Source organism: Cedecea neteri (assembly GCF_000758325.1).
Taxonomy (GTDB): Bacteria; Pseudomonadota; Gammaproteobacteria; order Enterobacterales; family Enterobacteriaceae; genus Cedecea; species Cedecea neteri_B.
The window spans coordinates 3,462,491-3,481,012 of record NZ_CP009459.1 but is presented as its reverse complement, the minus strand read 5'-3'; the positions used below and the strand labels follow the sequence as shown (position 1 = coordinate 3,481,012).

Annotated in this window: 18 protein-coding genes; 12 read left to right on the top strand and 6 right to left on the bottom strand. The window is 57.2% G+C overall.

Annotated features, from left to right (window positions below; translation table 11 throughout):
• The first annotated feature begins 154 nt into the window (after positions 1-154).
• The 5 genes from urtB to LH86_RS23045 all read left to right on the top strand — a co-directional run bounded on the left by urtB (position 155) and on the right by LH86_RS23045 (position 5,577).
• Complete coding sequence (urtB, locus tag LH86_RS16325) at positions 155-1,726, top strand: urea ABC transporter permease subunit UrtB (RefSeq protein ID WP_039303463.1); 1,572 nt, start codon at positions 155-157, stop codon at positions 1,724-1,726.
• Positions 1,726-2,799, top strand: coding sequence for an urea ABC transporter permease subunit UrtC (urtC, locus tag LH86_RS16320; protein WP_039303461.1), 1,074 nt, complete (start codon positions 1,726-1,728; stop codon positions 2,797-2,799). The genes urtB and urtC overlap by 1 nt, the downstream gene beginning before the upstream one ends.
• Entirely contained in the window at positions 2,799-3,596 is a 798-nt protein-coding gene (gene urtD / locus LH86_RS16315; RefSeq protein WP_039303459.1) for an urea ABC transporter ATP-binding protein UrtD, read from the top strand. Before urtC ends, urtD begins: the two co-directional genes overlap by 1 nt.
• 9 nt (positions 3,597-3,605) lie before the next feature.
• Positions 3,606-4,304 (top strand): urea ABC transporter ATP-binding subunit UrtE, encoded by a 699-nt coding sequence (gene urtE / locus LH86_RS16310; protein WP_039303457.1) that lies wholly within the window; start codon positions 3,606-3,608, stop codon positions 4,302-4,304.
• A gap of 94 nt (positions 4,305-4,398) precedes the next feature.
• Entirely contained in the window at positions 4,399-5,577 is a 1,179-nt protein-coding gene (locus LH86_RS23045) for a GNAT family N-acetyltransferase (RefSeq protein WP_039303455.1), read from the top strand.
• Between the two features lie 14 nt (positions 5,578-5,591).
• Here the strand turns inward: LH86_RS23045 and LH86_RS16300 are convergent, their stop codons facing one another.
• On the bottom strand, positions 5,592-6,803 hold the full coding sequence (locus tag LH86_RS16300) for an MFS transporter (protein WP_052045602.1): 1,212 nt from the start codon (positions 6,801-6,803) through the stop codon (positions 5,592-5,594).
• 200 nt (positions 6,804-7,003) lie between these two features.
• On the opposite strand from LH86_RS16300, the gene eamA reads away from it, so the two are divergent.
• A complete protein-coding gene (gene eamA, locus LH86_RS16295) occupies positions 7,004-7,906 on the top strand; it encodes an O-acetylserine/cysteine exporter (RefSeq protein WP_039303452.1) in 903 nt (300 codons plus the stop codon).
• A gap of 43 nt (positions 7,907-7,949) precedes the next feature.
• On the opposite strand, the gene marB is transcribed toward eamA, so the two are convergent.
• The 3 genes from marB to marR are packed head-to-tail and all read right to left on the bottom strand — an operon-like array spanning position 7,950 to position 9,048.
• Entirely contained in the window at positions 7,950-8,162 is a 213-nt protein-coding gene (gene marB / locus LH86_RS16290) for a multiple antibiotic resistance regulatory protein MarB (RefSeq protein WP_039303451.1), read from the bottom strand.
• A 38-nt stretch (positions 8,163-8,200) separates the two neighbouring features.
• Positions 8,201-8,593, bottom strand: a complete 393-nt coding sequence (gene marA / locus LH86_RS16285) for an MDR efflux pump AcrAB transcriptional activator MarA (protein WP_008459033.1) — start codon at positions 8,591-8,593, stop codon at positions 8,201-8,203.
• A gap of 20 nt (positions 8,594-8,613) precedes the next feature.
• Positions 8,614-9,048, bottom strand: a complete 435-nt coding sequence (gene marR, locus LH86_RS16280; RefSeq protein WP_008459031.1) for a multiple antibiotic resistance transcriptional regulator MarR — start codon at positions 9,046-9,048, stop codon at positions 8,614-8,616.
• A gap of 187 nt (positions 9,049-9,235) precedes the next feature.
• On the opposite strand from marR, the gene LH86_RS16275 reads away from it, so the two are divergent.
• Positions 9,236-9,904: a MarC family NAAT transporter gene (locus tag LH86_RS16275; RefSeq protein ID WP_039303448.1), complete on the top strand. Its 669-nt coding sequence runs from the start codon at positions 9,236-9,238 to the stop codon at positions 9,902-9,904.
• Between the two features lie 48 nt (positions 9,905-9,952).
• Here LH86_RS16275 and LH86_RS16270 read toward each other — a convergent pair whose 3' ends face one another.
• Positions 9,953-11,152, bottom strand: a complete 1,200-nt coding sequence (locus LH86_RS16270) for a sugar transporter (protein ID WP_039303445.1) — start codon at positions 11,150-11,152, stop codon at positions 9,953-9,955.
• Positions 11,153-11,348: 196 nt separating this feature from the next.
• Between LH86_RS16270 and LH86_RS16265 the strand changes: the two genes are divergently transcribed.
• Together LH86_RS16265 and LH86_RS16260 are read left to right on the top strand one after the other, a co-directional pair.
• Complete coding sequence (locus LH86_RS16265) at positions 11,349-12,140, top strand: PhzF family phenazine biosynthesis protein (RefSeq protein ID WP_039303443.1); 792 nt, start codon at positions 11,349-11,351, stop codon at positions 12,138-12,140.
• 121 nt (positions 12,141-12,261) lie between these two features.
• Positions 12,262-13,098 (top strand): SDR family oxidoreductase, encoded by an 837-nt coding sequence (locus tag LH86_RS16260; protein ID WP_039303440.1) that lies wholly within the window; start codon positions 12,262-12,264, stop codon positions 13,096-13,098.
• Here the strand turns inward: LH86_RS16260 and ptrR are convergent, their stop codons facing one another.
• Positions 13,099-13,968 (bottom strand): putrescine utilization regulator PtrR, encoded by an 870-nt coding sequence (ptrR, locus tag LH86_RS16255; protein ID WP_039303436.1) that lies wholly within the window; start codon positions 13,966-13,968, stop codon positions 13,099-13,101.
• Positions 13,969-14,069: 101 nt separating this feature from the next.
• Here ptrR and LH86_RS16250 point away from each other — a divergent pair, with 101 nt between their 5' ends.
• From LH86_RS16250 to glsB, 3 genes are all read left to right on the top strand, one after another.
• The gene (locus tag LH86_RS16250; protein WP_039303433.1) at positions 14,070-15,461 is read left to right on the top strand and encodes an aldehyde dehydrogenase family protein; all 1,392 of its coding nucleotides are present in this window, start codon (positions 14,070-14,072) and stop codon (positions 15,459-15,461) included.
• Between the two features lie 202 nt (positions 15,462-15,663).
• Positions 15,664-17,265 carry a methyl-accepting chemotaxis protein gene (locus tag LH86_RS16245; protein WP_039303431.1) on the top strand — a complete coding sequence of 534 codons (1,602 nt, stop codon included), beginning with the start codon at positions 15,664-15,666 and terminating at the stop codon, positions 17,263-17,265.
• A gap of 69 nt (positions 17,266-17,334) precedes the next feature.
• Positions 17,335-18,261, top strand: coding sequence for a glutaminase B (gene glsB, locus LH86_RS16240; RefSeq protein WP_156107033.1), 927 nt, complete (start codon positions 17,335-17,337; stop codon positions 18,259-18,261).
• Positions 18,262-18,522: the final 261 nt, after the last annotated feature.

The following is an 18,522-nucleotide window of genomic DNA, read 5'->3' as shown; positions in this document are numbered from 1 at the left end:
GTTCGCCCCTCGACGCATTTTACCCTCACCCCGGCCCTCTCCCTGTAAGGGAGAGGGGGAAAAGCGTTGATAGCCTCTGCATTTTATTCCCTCTCCCCTCTGGGGAGAGGGTTAGGGTGAGGGGCATCAGGATAAAACCATTCAGGAGAACGCCATGACATTAGCAACACTGGCCCGGCTGCTGCTGGTTGTGGCCGCATTATTGCCGGGGCTTGCCGCCGCCGGGGATGCAGAAACGTTTGCGGCGGCAAACCGCACGGCGCAGGCTGACCTGCTGCAAAGCTGGACGCTGGCGCCGGATCCCGCTCGTTTACCACTGCTCAATGCGTTGCAGCAGGAAACACTGGTTACGGACGGGCATTCGGCTTTTAACCAGACCGGTGCCACGCTGACGGCGTTGGGCGATGAAGCCCAGCCGCTGGGGGAAACCAAAAAGCTCCGTTTAACCAACCGGCTGCGCGTTTTAGTCGCCGGGGCGCTGGCCAGCCATCAATTAATAAGTGACAACGTCACCACTCGTTTAAACGCCGCGAAAGCCTTGCAGAAAGAGGCTCCGTCGGAGCTGCTGCCCGTTTTACAAAAGCGGATTAGCGCAGAAAAAGAGCAAAGCGTGCGGGACGCGCTTGAGCTGGCCGCCGCCCGCCTTGAGCTAGCCAGCCCGGAGGCCGCCGTGCGCATGGAGGCCGTTAAGCTGTTGGGCAAGTCCACCGACCCGGATACCGAAGCGATGCTCAAGCCATTGACTGATGCTGGCGTGGAGCCGGATGCCAACGTGCGCCAGGCGGCCGTTGACGGGCTGCACCAAATCGAACGTCGCCAGATGCTCGGGGATGTTCTCGGCCAGGCATTTATGGGGCTTTCTCTGGGCTCGATTCTGCTGCTGGCCGCGCTGGGGCTGGCGATCACTTATGGCCTGCTGGGCGTGATCAACATGGCGCACGGCGAAATGCTGATGCTGGGGGCCTACTCGGCATGGGGCGTTCAGGCTGCTTTTCAGCAGTTTGCCCCGTCGTGGCTGGCGCTTTATCCGCTGGTTGCGCTGCCGGTGGCGTTTGCGATCACCGCCGGGATCGGCATGGCGCTTGAACGCACGATTATCCGCCATTTGTATGGCCGCCCGCTGGAGACGCTGCTGGCGACCTGGGGCATCAGCCTGATGCTGATTCAGATCGTGCGCATGCTGTTTGGCGCGCAGAACGTGGAAGTGGCTAACCCCGCCTGGCTGTCCGGTGGGCTGCAGGTGCTGCCGAACCTGATCCTGCCGTGGAACCGTCTGGTGGTGCTGGGCTTTGTGCTGCTGGTGCTGCTGTTTACCTGGCTGCTGCTGAATAAAACGCGGCTGGGCATGAACGTGAGAGCCGTGACGCAAAACCGCGCGATGGCGGCCTGCTGCGGCGTTTCGACCGGGCGCGTGGATATGCTTGCCTTTGGGCTTGGGTCCGGCATTGCCGGGTTGGGCGGTGTGGCGCTGTCTCAGCTGGGTAACGTCGGCCCGGAGCTTGGCCAGGGCTATATCATCGACTCCTTCCTGGTGGTGGTGCTGGGCGGCGTCGGGCAGCTTGCCGGGAGCGTGGCCGCGGCGTTTGGGCTGGGCATCTTCAACAAGATCCTCGAGCCGCAAATTGGCGCGGTGCTGGGCAAAATTTTAATTCTGGTGTTGATCGTACTGTTTATTCAGAAGCGGCCACAGGGGCTGTTTGCACTCAAAGGGAGGGTCATTGACTGATGAGTATGCCGCTGACTTTAACGCTCGGGCGTAAAGCCCCGGGCCTGGCTTTGGGGCTGGGCACGCTGCTGGTGATTTTGCTGCTGACGCTGCCGTTTCTGACCCTGTTGCCAGCCAGTAATCCGCTCAGCCTGTCGACCTACACGATGACGCTTGTCGGCAAGATCCTCTGTTATGCCGTCGTTGCGGTAGCGCTGGATCTGGTCTGGGGCTATGCCGGGTTACTTTCCCTCGGGCACGGGCTGTTTTTCGCCCTCGGCGGGTATGCCATGGGCATGTACCTGATGCGCCAGGCCGCGGGCGACGGGCTGCCCGGGTTTATGTCGTTTCTCTCCTGGAGCGAGCTGCCGTGGTACTGGTTTGGCACACAGCACTTCGCCTGGGCGCTGCTGCTGGCGATGGCAGTTCCTGGGCTGTTGGCATTCGTATTCGGCTACTTCGCCTTTCGCTCAAAGATTAAGGGCGTGTATTTTTCGATCATGACGCAGGCCTTGACCTATGCGGGGATGCTGCTGTTTTTCCGCAATGAAACTGGCTTTGGCGGCAATAACGGTTTTACCGGCTTTACCACGCTGTTAGGGATGCCGGTCACGGCTGTCGGGACGCGTATCGGGCTGTTTATCGCGACCGTTCTGCTTTTAGTGGCGAGCATTGGTCTCGGGTTCTGGCTGGCGCGCAGCAAGTTTGGCCGCGTTCTGACGGCGGTGCGCGATGCGGAAAACCGCCTGACGTACTGCGGGTACGATCCCCGGGGCTTCAAGCTGCTGGTGTGGACGCTTTCTGCGGTACTGTGCGGCTTAGCCGGGGCGCTGTATGTGCCGCAGGTGGGCATTATTAACCCGGGCGAAATGTCGCCGACCAACTCCATCGAGGCCGCTATTTGGGTGGCGCTGGGCGGGCGCGGCACGCTGATTGGCCCGGTATTAGGCGCAGGGCTGGTGAACGGGGCGAAAAGCTACTTCACCATGGCGGTGCCGGAGTACTGGCAGCTGTTCCTTGGCCTGATTTTTATTCTGGTGACGCTGTTTTTACCGCGCGGGGTGATTGGCCTGCTGCGCAAAGGAGATAAATGATGCAGCCTGCCGAGTCTCTGTTTACTCGCCAGTACCCCACGGATCGCTTTCGCGAACAGACCGACCCGGTGCTGGCGCTGGAAAATATCAACGTTAACTTCGATGGGTTTCAGGCGTTAAGCAACCTGTCGCTGAACATTGGCGTGGGGGAGCTGCGCTGCGTTATTGGGCCAAACGGGGCGGGAAAAACCACGCTGATGGACGTGATCACCGGCAAGACCAAACCCCAAAGCGGCAAGGCTTTTTACGATCAGTCCATCGATCTGATGCGGCTGGAACCCATTGAAATTGCCCGGCGGGGAATTGGCCGGAAATTTCAAAAGCCCACGGTATTTGAGGCGCTGACGGTCTTCGAGAATCTGGAGATCGCGCAGAAAAACGAGAAGTCGGTGTGGGCGAGCCTGAGGGCGAAACTCAACGGCGAACAGCGCGACCGCATTGATGACATGCTGGTAACGCTGCGGCTGACCGGGGAGCGCCATCGCCGGGCCGGGCTGTTGTCCCACGGGCAAAAGCAGTTCCTCGAAATCGGCATGCTGCTGGTACAGGAGCCGCATTTACTGCTGCTGGACGAGCCTGCGGCGGGCATGACCGATGCCGAGACCGAATACACGGCGGAGCTGTTCCGTAGCCTCGCGGGGAAGCATTCGCTGATGGTGGTTGAGCACGATATGGGCTTTGTGGAAACCATTGCCGATCACGTTACCGTCCTGCATCAGGGGCAGGTGCTGGCGGAAGGATCGTTGCGCGAAGTGCAGGCGAATGAGCAGGTTATTGAGGTCTACCTTGGCCGTTAAGGAGAAAATATGCTGCAGGTGAATGAGCTAAACCAGTATTACGGCGGCAGCCATATTCTGCGCGGCGTCAGTTTTGAGGTACGCGTGGGGGAAGTGACCTGCCTGCTCGGGCGTAACGGCGTAGGGAAAACCACGCTGCTAAAAAGCCTGATGGGGCTGGTGCCGGTGAAAAGCGGCAGTATTAGCTGGCAGGGGCAAACCATCACCCAGCGTAAGCCGCACCAGCGTGTGCAGGCCGGTATTGCCTACGTGCCACAGGGACGGGAAATCTTTCCTCGGTTGACGGTGGAAGAAAACCTGCTGATGGGGCTGTCGCGCTTTTCCGGGCGGAAGGCAAAGGCCGTCCCGGACGAAATTTACCAACTCTTTCCGGTGCTTAAAGAGATGAAGCTCAGGCGGGGCGGCGATCTCTCCGGCGGGCAGCAGCAGCAGCTGGCGATTGGCCGGGCCCTGGCCTGTAAGCCACAGCTGCTGATTCTGGATGAGCCAACGGAAGGGATCCAGCCGTCGATCATTAAAGAGATCGGCCAGGTGATTCGCCACCTCGCCGGGCGCGGAGATATGGCGATTTTGCTGGTGGAGCAGTTTTACGATTTTGCCGTAGAGCTTGCGGACCAGTATCTGGTGATGTCGCGCGGGGAAATTATCCAGCGCGGGCTCGGCAGCGCCATGGAACAAGAGGGCGTCCGGGGGCTGGTGGCGATATAAGTGGTCTGCCAAAATTTACCGATTGTGGTACTTTTGGCTGAACCTCTGTGCGCCTATAGTTTTCGACATTCACCATCGAATTCCAGAGGTTAGCATGTCTTTTACCGTCAACAGTTTCCAGCAGCCGATTGGCTTATCTCTTCCTGACTGGCAGCGTCGCCCGCTGCCGGATCGCGTCACGTTAAACGGGCAGTTTTGCCGCCTCGAGCCATTAAGTGTGGCGCAGCACGGGGCACAGCTCTGGCAGGCCTGGAGTCAGGCTGAAGATGCGCGCGGCTGGACTTATCTCAGCGTCGGGCCGTTCGATACCGAAGCTGATTTTATGCAGTACATTGCCGGGGCTGCACAAAGCCCGGATGCTTTTCATTTCGCCGTGGTGGACAACGCCAACGGTAAAGCTCTCGGGTCGCTGTCGCTGATGCGCATTGACCCGGCGAACGGCAGTATCGAAGTCGGCTTTGTGGTGTTTTCGCCGCGGCTGCAGCGCACCGCTCTGGCCACGGAAGCCCATTTTTTGCTGATGAAGTATGCGTTTGAAGCGCTGGGCTACCGCCGCTATGAGTGGAAGTGCGACAGCCTGAACGGGCCATCCCGCCGTGCGGCGCTGCGCCTGGGCTTCCGTTTTGAAGGCGTGTTCCGCCAGATGGGCATCTACAAAGGGCGTACCCGCGATACGGCGTGGTTCTCCATCACCGATGGCGAATGGCCGCTGGTGAAAAGCGCGTTTGAACGCTGGCTTGCCGCGGACAATATGGCTGACGGCGTACAGCGTGTTGGGCTTGCAGCTATTCGCGACGTACTTAGCCGTCAGAAGAGCGAACCCGCTCGCCAGGTGAATGTCCGCCTGTTAACGGCGGGCGACCGGGCGCAGTGGCAGGCGCTCTGGCAGGGCTATCTGACCTTTTACGATGCTCAAATCAGTGACAGTGTCACCGATTTGACGTGGGAACGTATGCTGGATGCGCAGGAGCCGCTGTGGGGATTCGGGGCTTTTGACGACCAGGGCACCATGCTCGGTTTCACTCATTTCCTCTATCACCGCAGCACCTGGTCTGCCACGAATTATTGCTACCTGGAAGATCTGTTCGCGGCGCCGCAGACGAGAGGCAAAGGCGTTGGCCGGGCGCTGATTGAAGCGGTACGTGAGCACGCCGCAGCCAACAACAGTTCTCGTTTGTACTGGCATACCCATGAAACCAATGCCACGGCGCAGACGCTGTATGACAAAGTGGCGAAGAAGTCCGGCTTTATCAAATACGAAAAAGACGTGTAATCATCGGCGCCTCGTCAGGCCGTTATGGGCTGGCGGGGCGGCGTATTCATGCCGATCACGATGGCGTAGTAAGCCAGTAAAATTGTCCCCATCAGCACCACGAACAGCATGTAAGGCGGCAGCCAGCTCAACAGTAGCCCGGTGACCAGCGGGTTGCAGGCTCCACCAAGCCAGCCGAGCTGCTGGGCGGCAAAGTAGCTTGATTTCAGCCCCGACGGCGCGATGTTGTCGACCAGCATGTATTCCCCCGGCGCGTAGATCAGCTCCCCAATGGTAAACACCAGCGAAGACAGGCCCCACAGCCACAGGTTAGTGCCAGAGATCATAAAGCCGCCGAGGCCGCAGACGAAAAACAACGTGCCGAAGAACATCATCTTTTTGATGTTATCGGGGCGAATGTTTTTGCCCAGGAAGTACTGGAAAGCGACGACCACAATGGCGTTGACCGACAGCACGACGCTGACCACTTTTTCCGCCAGACCGGTATCGCCGATCACAATCGCGTATTGCGACAGGCAGCCGGCGAACGCGCCGTAAACCATCGAGCCTAAAAATGCCGAGGTAGTGAACCACATCAGCTGTTTATCACGCAGCATCATGCGGGGCGACGGCAGAACCTTGTCTTCCACATCCGCGGCGCTGGTGCTTACGGGCAGGCTTTTTACGTAACGGGCAATCATCAGAATCGGCAGCAGGGCGGTCATGGCGGAGAGCCAGAACGGCAGGTTGGTGCTGTACATCACCACAAAGGTGCCGATCGGCGGACCAACCGTCCAGCCAACGTTTACGAAGGTGTAGTTGAGGGAGAAGATTTTGGGCTTCAGGCTGATGTCCAGCGTTTCGGAAAACCACGCCTTCACCACCACGGAGAACACGGTGTAAGAACAGTTGATAATGGAGTAAAACAGCACCACCAGCCCGGCGTGGTGCACCAGCGGGATCACCGCAAAGCCGCCGAAGAAAATGACGATAGCCAACAGCATCGCCTTTTTCTTATCAAATTTGTCCGCAAGAATGCCAAACCACAGGCTGAATAGCACCCCGGCCACCAGCGCGACGGTAATCGCCAGGCCGATATCCTTCAGCGCCATATGGTATTCGCGTGAAAGATAAATGGTCATAAACGGCAGCGTCAGACCTCGCCCGATCGTCAGCAACAGCGAAGAAATAAGTAATACAGTTGTTGCAAGTTGTTTACCTGCAAACAGATTTCTGAGGGCGGTCATGGTGGCCTGTTTTAGCGATCAAGAGGTAAGGGAACGGGAAAGATTTATCACGAAAAATCAGCCTGGTATAGCAACCAGATCTGACATAAGCACGATACAACACATCTGTACTCCTGACAAAAAGTGGGATCTGTATCTGTTTGCTTAAGGGGATAAGGTTTATTTTTTTACAAATCGATAATAAATACAGGGGTGGAATAATGACGCGTAAAGATGGACTGCTGGCGTTACTGGTGGTGGTGATTTGGGGTGTGAATTTTGTAGTGATTAAGCTGGGACTACATAATATGCCGCCGCTGATGCTGGCGGGGCTGCGCTTTTTGCTGGTGGCGTTTCCGGCGCTGCTGTTTGTGGCCCGGCCAAAGCTGCCGTTCCGGCTGCTGGCAGCCTATGCGCTGACCATCAGCTTCGGGCAGTTTGCCTTCCTGTTTACTGCGATCAAGTTTGGGATGCCCGCCGGGCTGGCTTCGCTGGTGCTGCAGTCTCAGGCGTTTTTCACCATCATTCTGGGAACGTTTTTCTTTGGCGAGCGCCTGCAGGCTAAGCAACTGGCCGGGATCACCCTGGCGGTCTTCGGCGTGCTGGTGCTGATTGAGGGCAGTTTCGAAGGCCAGCATGTCGCGCTGCTCGGCTTTATGCTGACCCTGGCGGCAGGTATGAGCTGGGCGTTCGGCAATATCTTTAACAAGATGATCATGCAGCATGAGCAACGCCCGGCGATCATGTCGCTGATTGTCTGGAGTGCGCTTATCCCGGTGCTGCCGTTCTTTGCGGCAAGCTGGCTGCTGGACGGCCCGGCAACGATGCTGCAAAGTCTGGTGAACATCGATATGACGACTATTCTGTCGCTGATCTATCTGGCGTTTATCTCCACCATTGTGGGCTACGGTATCTGGGGCACGCTGCTGGGGCGCTATGAAACCTGGCGCGTGGCGCCGCTGTCGCTGCTGGTACCTGTGGTGGGTATGGCCAGCGCGGCGTTGCTGCTCGGTGAAAAGCTGACGGTAATGCAGTTGCTGGGAGCAGTGCTGATTATGGGCGGGCTGTATATTAACGTCTTTGGTCTGCGTTTTGGCCGGTCGGTGAAGCGGGCTTCATCCTGATATTCGCGGCACCCGCCCAGCATCGGGCGGGTCAGCCTTTATCTTACGAACGCGAATGACCGTGGTAGTACGGTGAACCCAGCTCTTCTGAACGTTCAGCCGCCGTTTGCTGCGGGCCTTTAGGCAGTTGACTGCCGGAGCAGGTTATCATGTTGCCGTAGTTAGCCTGAGTGGCGTTGAAGCTGCCGGATTGCTCCGCAAGAGCGTTAGTTGATGCCAGCGCCAGAAGGAGCGCGGCTGCGGAGATGACTTTCATATTTCCTCGGTTACGTCTGCAAAACAGACGGTGATGCGTTAGTTACACAAACTGCAATACTGGTTGTACGGGTGCAGATATTTGCCTTCGCCAGCGAGACGGGTTACGCGGTACTTGTGCGGCGGCACCGAGAAGTAGTTCTTAAAGGTGCGGGTTAAGGTCTGCTGCGATTCAAAACCGTAGCGCTCGGCCAGATAAAGGATCGGTTCGTTGCTCTCTTTAAGCTTCAGCGCGATTTCTGTCAGCTTACGGTTACGGATGTACTGGCCCATTGAGTGGCCGGTTTCTTTTTTAAACATCCGCTGCAGATGCCACTTGGAGTAGCCTGAACGCTGAGAAACCTTCTCCAGCGAGAGCGGGGTTTCCAGGTTCTCTTCAATCCACCCCAAAATGCTTTGAATTGTGACCGCATCATTGTTGCGTCTGGACATCGTTTCACCTCTTTGCAGGTTTACGGCAATACCTTTTTCAACAGGCGATAAAGCGTATCGACTTCGTCGTCCGTCAGGTTTTTAGTGAGTTCTTTATGGAGGCTAAGCCCCACCAGGTTTCGGCATTCTTCACACAGCGCCACGCCTTCTGGCGTCAGCCTGATGAGAACGCCGCGCTTATCGTTGGGGTTCGGCAAACGCTCGACCCAGCCTTTGCACAGCAGGCGGTCCAGCATTCGGGTTAACGCACCGAGGTCAACGGAAAGCACTTTTTTCAGCTCGACTGGGGTAATACACACTTCATAGTGAATGGAGCACAGCACCTTAAACTGGGTCGCGGTGATATCCAGCGGGGAGAGTGAATCGTTTAACAGGCGATCTTTATGCTGATTCACCATGTGGATCAATCGCCCGAGGGGGATCATTTCGTTAAACAGATCACAGGTGCTTTTCACTATGTTTGCCCAGGCAAGTAGATTAGTCACGGCAGATACTATTGCCGAGGCAAGTATAAGTCAACGTGATGATTCAGCCGATGCCACGAATAGCTAAAACGCTTCAACAGCGGTCAGTAAACTGCGGGCTGCTATAGTCTAACCTGCGCTATAGCTGCTCAATAAAGGACAAAAAAAGGATAAAAATATGATGGATTTACTCAGGGCCATCGGCCTTGGCCTTGTGGTACTGCTGCCGCTGGCGAACCCGCTCACCACCGTGGCGCTGTTCCTTGGGCTTTCCGGGGACATGAACAGCCGGCAGCGTGACCGCACGGCACTCATGGCTTCGGTGAATGTGTTTGCCATCATGATGGTGGCGTATTACGCCGGGCAGGTGGTGATGAACACCTTCGGGATTTCGATTCCCGGGCTGCGTATCGCCGGGGGCTTGATCGTCGCCTTTATCGGCTTCCGTATGCTGTTCCCGCAGCAGAAAGCGCATGAATCCCCCGAGGCGAGAAGCAAGTCGGAAGAGTTAAGCGAAGAGCCGGAAGCCAATATCGCTTTTGTGCCGCTGGCGATGCCGAGCACGGCAGGGCCGGGCACCATCGCGATGATCATCAGCTCCGCGTCTACCGTGCGGGCGGGCTCCGACTTCCCGAGCTGGGTCATAACCGTTGCGCCGCCGCTGATTTTCCTGGCAGTGGGCGTGATTCTTTGGGCCAGCCTGCGCAGTTCTGGCGCGATTATGCGTATGGTGGGCAAAAGTGGTATTGAAGCGATTTCCCGCCTGATGGGCTTCCTGCTGGTGTGTATGGGCGTGCAGTTTATTATTAACGGCGTGCTGGAAATTATTAAAACTTATCCCGCCTGATTTGAGCGTGCCGGAAAGAAAAATGCCCTCGTGATGAGGGCATTTTTGTTAATGCGTGGCCTGGGGCTGTTCTTCCAGAGCCACCGGCCAGCGGCGGAACACCACAATGGACCAGACCAGCGCGATAAGCGCCGGAATCGCACCGATAAAGCCGATATCTGACATGGAAATATGCAGGCTGACCTGGTTCCCCACCAGCGCGCCCGCGCCAATGCCGATATTAAAGATCCCGGAGAACAGCGACATCGCCACGTCGGTGGCATCCGGCGCCAGGGCCAGGACTTTAACCTGCATTCCCAGGGCTACGATCATGATTGAAATGCCCCAGAACAGGCTGAGTCCGGCAAGGGTGAGTTCGCTTTGCGCGGCGGGCAGCAGGAGGACTAGGCAAGCGGCCATCAGCGCAATCGCGCCGGACACCAGCCCCGAAGCGTATTTATTCCCCCATTTGCCAAACAGCACGCTGCCGATGATGCCCGCGCCGCCAAACAGCAGTAAAAGCAGGGTGGCAAAGTTAGCGCTAAGCCCGGCTATCTGCTGGACGAAAGGTTCAATGTAGCTGTAGGCGGTGTAATGCGCGGTAACCACCACCGCGATCAAGGCATAGATATTGACCAGCGCCGGGCGGCGGAACAGTTTGGGCACGCTGGACAACGAGCCAGAATGTTCGCTTGGCAGTTTGGGCAGAAGTTTTATCAGGCAGAACAGCGTGATGGCTGCCACGACGCCAATAACGAAGAAGGTGGTACGCCAGCCGAAATACTGCCCGACGATACGCCCGATAGGTAAACCCAGCACCATCGCCAGCGCCGTGCCGGTGGCGAGCAGGCTTAACGCCTGAGCTTTTTTGCCCGCCGGCGCCATGCGAATGGCCAGGGAAGCGGTAATCGACCAGAAAATAGCGTGGGCGAAAGCAATCCCGATGCGACTGATAACCAGCACGGTGAAATTCCAGGCGAGGAACGACAGCACGTGGCTGGCAATAAACAGCAGGAAGATACTAATCAGCAGGCGACGGCGCTCAACCTGGCTGGTCATCAGCATAAAGGGCAGCGACATCAGGGCTACCACCCAGGCGTAGATAGTCAGCATGATCCCGACCTGCGCGGTTTCCATGCCAAAGCTTTGCGCGATGTCGGACAGCAGGCCGACGGGCACAAATTCGGTGGTGTTAAAAATAAAGGCGGCGACGGCGAGAGTGACGACCCGCAGCCACGCCGTTTTGCGCGAAACGGTAGCAATTGTCATAAGGGATTGTGCAGGTAAATAAGGGGTAGGAATGGCGCGATCATAAAACCATCAGATCGACGATACAACCCATTTTGTGATTTACGTCTCATTTGAGGCTTACGGCTGGGTTCGGTAGAAAAAAAGCAGCGCAGCCTGGGCGACTATGTCATGGTAGAGATGAAGAAAATAACAATGAAAAGCAGGAGTAACGCCAATGCAAGCAATTGACTTTTATATGGTAGACGCCTTTGCAGACACGACGTTTGGCGGCAACGCGGCAGCGGTTTGCCCGCTTAGCGAATGGCTGCCGGACGAAACGCTGCTGAAAATGTCACAGCAGCATAATCAGTCGGAAACGGCTTTTTTTGTGAACACGGATGAGGGCTTCGAGCTGCGCTGGTTCACGACCCAGGGGGAGATCAACCTTTGCGGGCACGCCACGCTGGCGGCTTCGCACGTTATTTTCGAGCATCTGGATTACCCCGAGGCGACGATCCATTTCAGCACGCGTTTTGTTGGCCCGCTGACCGTGACGCGTAACGGCGAGTGGCTGACGCTGGATTTCCCGGCCTGGGAAACGCAGGAGATTACGCCGCTGCCCGAGTTGCTGGCGACGCTGGGCATCAGCGAGTGCAAAGAGGTGCGCGTCGGGCGTGATTATATGGTGGTACTGGAAAGTCAGGCCCAGGTTGAGGCGATTCAGCCCGATATCAACGCCATGATCCCGCTGGAAAAAATGGTCTGTATCACCGCGCCGGGCGAAGGTGAGTATGACTTTGTCAGCCGCTTCTTTTGCCCGGGGGAATCGGTGCCGGAAGATCCCGTCACAGGCTCCGCTCACAGCATGCTGATCCCTTACTGGGCGGATAAGCTGAATAAAACGCATCTGCTGGCGCGGCAGGTCTCTTATCGCGGCGGTGACCTGCGCTGCCAGTATAAGGGTGAACGGGTATTGATTGGCGGCAAGGCCGTGACCTATCTGGTGGGGAAAGTGCTGCTGCGCTAACTGCCGGGCAAAATTCACCGGGATTAATGAATGCAGTTCATAAAGGCTAGCACGTCGGAGTCGATTATTGATGAGTCCGGCCGTGCTAGCCTTATTGCATTCCACAATTCAGGAGAAAAACATGCCTTCTTCCCAGGACGTTATTGTTGTTATCGGCAGCGGGTCGATTGCTCAGGCGATTGCCCGCCGCGTCGGCACCGGCAAACATATTCTGCTGGCCGATATTACGCCGGAAAATAGCGCGATCGCGCAGAAAACATTGCAGCAGGCGGGTTTCCGGGTCAGCACCACCGCGGTTGATGTTCGCTCGCGGGAATCGATTCAAAAGCTGGTGGACCTGGCCTGTGGCCACGGAGAAGTGAAGGGCGTGATCCACACCGCCGGGCTTTCACCTTCCCAGGCTGCCGCTCAGGATATTCTCCGCGTCGATCTCTACGGTACGGCGGTGGTGTTTGAGGCGTTCGGGCAGGTTATCGGCGCGGGAGGTTCCGGGGTGGTGATTGGCTCGCAGTCCAGCCACCGGCTGGATGTGGACGCGCTGACGCAGACCGAGGCCGACGAGCTAGCCACGTTACCGCCGGAACAACTGCTGGAACTACCGCGAGTCAAAGCTATTGATGACAGCCTGTATGCGTATCAGCTGTCAAAACGAGGCAATGCGCTGCGGGTGATGGCCGAGGCGGTAAAATGGGGGCGGCGAGGCGCGCGAATCAACTGCATCAGCGCCGGGATCGTGTATACCCCTTTGGCCTATGACGAACTGAACAGCGCCGAACGCGGGGAGTTCTACTGGAATATGCTGGCGAAGTCGCCAGCAGGCAGAGGCGGCACACCGGACGAAATTGGCGCGCTGGCGGAGTTTCTCTTTGGCCCCAACGGCACCTATATCAGCGGGAGCGATATCCTGATCGACGGCGGGGTCACCGCCGCTTATAAGTATGGCGATCTCAAGGCTTAGTTAAGGCACCTGCGAAGGCAGTTCCAGCAGCGAGATAAAAGCGTCCAGCTGGCGGGTTTTGGCGTCTCTGCGCCACAGCAGCCAGGTGTCCAGATAGCGCTTATCGTCCGGCAGCGGCCAGGTGCTCACCTGATGGCTGCCAGGCATACTCTCCAGCATACTTCTTGGCATCAGCGCCAGCCCTGCGCCAGCAACCACGCAGGCCAGCATTCCGTGGTAAGACTCCATTTCGTGGATCTTGCCCGGCATGGCCTGACTGTCGTGGAACCAGCCCTCAAAGTGACGACGGTAGGAGCAGTTTGCCCGGAAGGCGTAAATACTTTCGCCGTTAACGTCGGCGCCGCTGTGGATTGGGGCGTGATCCGCTGGCGCGACTATAGTCATTTCTTCGCGATAGACTGCCACGCCTTCGAGGGAAGGATGCAGCACCGGGCCATCAACAAAGGCGGCGGCGAGGCGGCCTTCGAGTACGCCGTCAATCTGGTCGCCGGAAGGTCCGGTGGTGAGAGAAAGATGGATTTTCGGGTAACGCTGGTTAAAGTTTGCCAGCACGCCAGGAATGCGTACCGCCGCCGTACTTTCTAACGAGCCCAGCGCCAGCGGACCCTGAGGTTCATCGCCGGACACCACCATGCGCGCTTCATCCACCAGCGCCAGGATGCGCTTGCTGTAGGCCAGGAAGCTGTGGCCGGACGGGGAGAGCTTCAGGCGCTGGTTTTCGCGGATGAACAGCGCCACGCCTAAATCGGCTTCCAGCTGCTTGATGCGGGTCGTGAGATTCGACGGGACGCGGTGTACCTGCTGTGCGGCGGCGCTGATGCTGCCGGTTTCCGCGACGGCATTAAACATTTCCAGCTGAGTGAGATCCATAGCTTTCTCAAATCGTGAAGGGTTTGCTTAGTATTATTCATTTTTAAACTTCGCGCCTCAAGGCTACTGTTAACATCTCATTCACCTGTCGAGGCACCACCATGCAATCAGTAACCGGACAAACCCACGCCATTTCACGCAATCCCGCTACCGGTGAGCGTATTGCGGTTTATCCTTTCGAGAACGCTGCGCAGATTGATGCCGCGCTGGCCCGTAACCAGCAGGCTTTTAACGCCTGGCGCGTTACCCCGATCAACGAGCGTGGGCAGAAGCTGCGTGATTTGGGCGTGGCGGTGCGTAAACATGGCGAAGCGATGGCACAAATGATCACCGCCGAAATGGGCAAGCCTATTTTGCAGGCCCGCGCTGAGGTGGCGAAGTCCGCTAACCTGTGCGACTGGTATGCCGGGCACGGACCGGCGATGCTGGGGGCAGAAGCGACCCAGGTTGAAAACAATAAGGCGGTCATTGAATACCGTCCTCTGGGGCCGATCCTGGCAGTAATGCCGTGGAACTTCCCGCTGTGGCAGGTACTGCGCGGGGCGGTGCCGATTTTGCTGGCCGGGAACAGCTATATTCTGAAACACGCACCAAACGTGATGGGCTGCGCCGAACTCATTCGGCAGATGTTTGTTGACGCAGGCTTTGTGCCTTCACTGTTCGAACTGCTTAACGTGACGCCGGAAGGGGTCAGCCAGGCGATTAACGACCCGCGCGTGGCCGCCGTTACCGTGACCGGCAGCGGCCGAGCAGGTGCTGCGATTGGTGCCCAGGCAGGTGCCGCGCTGAAAAAATGCGTGCTGGAGCTGGGCGGCTCCGATCCGTTTATCGTACTGAATGATGCCGATCTCGACGAAGCCGTGAAGGCCGCGGTGGCCGGGCGCTTCCAGAACACCGGGCAGGTTTGTGCCGCCGCGAAACGCTTTATCGTTGAAGCCGGGATTGCCGAAGCCTTTACCGACCGCTTTATTGCCGAGTTGAAAAACTATGAGGTTGGTACGCCGCAGGAAGAGGCTAATCGCATTGGGCCGATGGCGCGCTACGATCTGCGTGATGAGCTGCACGAACAAGTGACAACGTCACTTAAGCAGGGCGCAAAACTTCTGATCGGCGGGGATAAATTACCTGGAGAGGGCAACTACTATGCGCCGACCGTGCTCACTAATGTCACGCCAGAGATGACCGCGTTCCGTCAGGAATTATTCGGCCCGGTGGCCGCAATTACCGTCGCCCGCGACAGCGAGCATGCCCTTGAACTGGCAAACGACAGCGATTATGGCCTCTCCGCGACGGTATATACCGCCAATGAGCCGCTGGCGCTGGAGATGGCGGCACGCCTTGAATGCGGCGGGGTGTTTATCAACGGGTATAGCGCCAGCGATCCGCGCGTGGCGTTTGGCGGGGTGAAAAAGAGCGGGTTTGGCCGCGAACTTTCGCACTTCGGGCTGCATGAGTTCTGTAACATCCAGACCGTGTGGAAAGACCGGCGCTAGTTTAGCCCCCCTGACGTCGGTTTGCCGGGGAGGAATAATGCTTGTTATCCCCGGTAAGAGCAGACGTTGTGCTGGTTTATGCCCGCGAAATCAGTAAAAAGTAAGGCCGCCGTGAAGGTGGCCTTGTTTGTCATGAGAATGAAATAATTCTGTCATTTTCGCTCAGTACACTCGCGGCATCGTTGTGTTACTGAAGAAAATCATGAGCATAAGTCAAATTTTTCGCCGTTTAAATCCCTTCAGGCTGGTTGCCCGCCGCCCTCGCGAGTTCGGGCTGCTGAGCGGGGTGGTTGGCGTTATCGCACTCTTTTCCGTGCTACAAATTCTCTCCACCGTGTCCCTGTCCAACATCCTGCATGAAACCCGCCAGAGCGTCCTCGAAAATAACCAGCTTCATCAGCAACAGGTGGTCATGGAGAAGGCGAGAACCTCGCTGCTGATGACCAGTGACCTGCTGAACCGGGCGGGCGTTTACTTCATGCAGGACAAAGAGACCGGGTCGGTCGGCAGTTGGAACAGCCTGGTGGATGAGGCCGACGCCGCCCTGAAAGTTTCGCAGCAGAGTTTTGCCGCCTGGCAACAGCTTCATCCGGCGGGCAGCGAGAGCCTGGCCAACAGCTATCAGCTGTTCTTCGGCGGACTAAAAGAACAGCTGGAAGGGATGCAAAAGAAGGCCTCCATCGATGCGTTCTTTGAAGTGCCGATTCAGGCTTTCCAGTCTGATTTCAACGAGCAGTACGCGCGCTATCAAACCGAAGGCGAGAAGCAAACGGCTGTGGCCAGCCACACGTTGCTGGCCAGCCTGAGCCAGGCGCAAACGCTGTTTATTATCGCGCTGGGTATATTGCTGGTCGTGGCTATTGCGGTCTGGCTGGGCGTGGCTCGCTGGGTGATTCGCCCGCTGCGCAGCCTTATCGAACATTTACATATTCTGGCCGCCGGCGATCTGTCGCGGCTCCCCGCTGAGCGAAAACTGGTCAACCGTGAGGTGAAACAGCTGCACGGCAGCGTGCTGGAAATGCAGCAGGGCATTCAGCAACTGGTGCTTGAGGTGCGGGAATCCTCGGCCATCCTGTTAAGCAATATTGGCCAGCTTGCGGAAGGGAATCACGAGCTGTCTAGCCACTCTTCACAGCAGGAGCAGGAGCTGGAGAAAGTCACGCAGCATATCACCGAGCTGGAATCCCGCGTGCAGGAAAACAGCCAGTACGCTATTCAGGCGAACCTGCGCGCGGACGAAGCACGCGAAATGGTGGCCGGCGGCGACCAGATGATGCACACGGTGAATGCGTCGATGCAGGATATTGTGACCCGATCCTCTGAGATGCGCGGCATTGTGGCGATGATTGATAACGTAGCTTTCCAGACTAATATCCTGGCGCTAAACGCCGCCATTGAAGCGGCCCATGCGGGCAACCAGGGGCGCGGGTTCGCCGTGGTGGCGCGTGAAGTTGGCCTGCTGGCTAAACAGAGCAGCCAGTCGACCAGAAATATTCAGTCGCTGATCAATAACTCGCTGCAGGGCATTGAGCAAGGCAGCGAAGCCGTCTCAGAGCTGGAGACGCAGTTGAAAAATGTGATTGCCCTGGTAACCCGCCTGAGCGGGCTGCTGAATGAAATTTCCAGCGCTTCCGTTGACCAGGGTACCAGCGTGCATCATGTCACCACGCGGATCACCACCCTTAACCAGGCGGTGAGTCAGACCGGGTTGCTGATTAAGGCCTCGGCTAACACCTCTAAACGTTTGCTGGATGAGTCTCAACGTCTTGAAAAAGCAGTAGCTCGCTTTCAAATGACCGCCTGAGTTCGTTTTATTATCGGCCTGTGGCTCTGGTATACTTTCGCCGCTTAACATATGCCTCAGGAGCACACGGTGCCGGTTCAATTAAACAATCAGTTACTGGAAGAGATCCTCGACCAGGTTCGCCCTTTGCTGGGTAAAGGGAAGGTCGCGAATTATATTCCGGCGCTGGAAGAGGTTTCCGGCAATAAGCTCGGGATTGCTATTTGTACCGTGGACGGAGAGTTCTTCAGCGCGGGAGATGCGGCAGAGCGCTTTTCTATTCAGTCGATCTCTAAAGTGCTGAGCCTGACGCTGGCGATGGGGCGCTACGAAGAGGATGAAATCTGGCAGCGCGTCGGCAAAGAGCCGTCCGGCCAGCCGTTTAATTCCCTTTTGCAGCTTGAGCTTGAGCAGGGCAAACCCCGCAATCCGTTTATTAATGCCGGGGCGCTGGTGGTGTGCGACATGCTGCAAACCCGCCTTAGCGCGCCCAAACAGCGTATGCTGGAAGTCGTGCGTGCGCTCTCCGGCGCCGAAGATTTAATCTACAACACGCGCGTGGCGCGTTCTGAATTTGAGCATTCGGCACGTAATGCCGCGATTGCCTGGCTGATGAAGTCATTTGGTAACTTTGAGAATGATGTCATTACGGTGCTGCAAACCTATTTCCATTACTGCGCGCTGGAAATGAGTTGCCTGGAGTTAGCCAAAACGTTTTTATTTCTCGCCAATCAGGGACGGGCTCTGCACATTGCTGAACCGGTGATTTCCGCTCAGCACGCGCGGCAGATTAATGCGCTGATGATCACCAGCGGTATGTATGACGGCGCGGGAGAATTTGCCTATCGCGTGGGGTTACCGGGGAAATCTGGCGTGGGCGGCGGGATTATCGCCAACGTACCGAATGAAATGTCTATTGCCGTATGGTGCCCGGAGCTGGATGCTTCCGGTAACTCACTGGCCGGGACGGCCGCGCTGGAAATTCTCTCTCAGCGCATCGGGCGCTCTATTTTTTAATCGATGCGGATATTACAGCAGTAATAATCCCGGTATGCGCAGCCATAGCACGCCAACCAGGCTAACGGTGGCCAACACGGCCAGCATTATGGCGGTAATGATGAGTCGTTCCGCCCAGGGTGTTTTACGCATTTCAGCTCCGGGAAATCCTACTTTTATGGACTATAAGGCAACCATGTTAAACATCGGTTAAACCTGAGGCTGCTAATTATTCCCCGGCAATAAGTCTGAATTTTTAGCCACAAAGCCTGCCGTTGACAA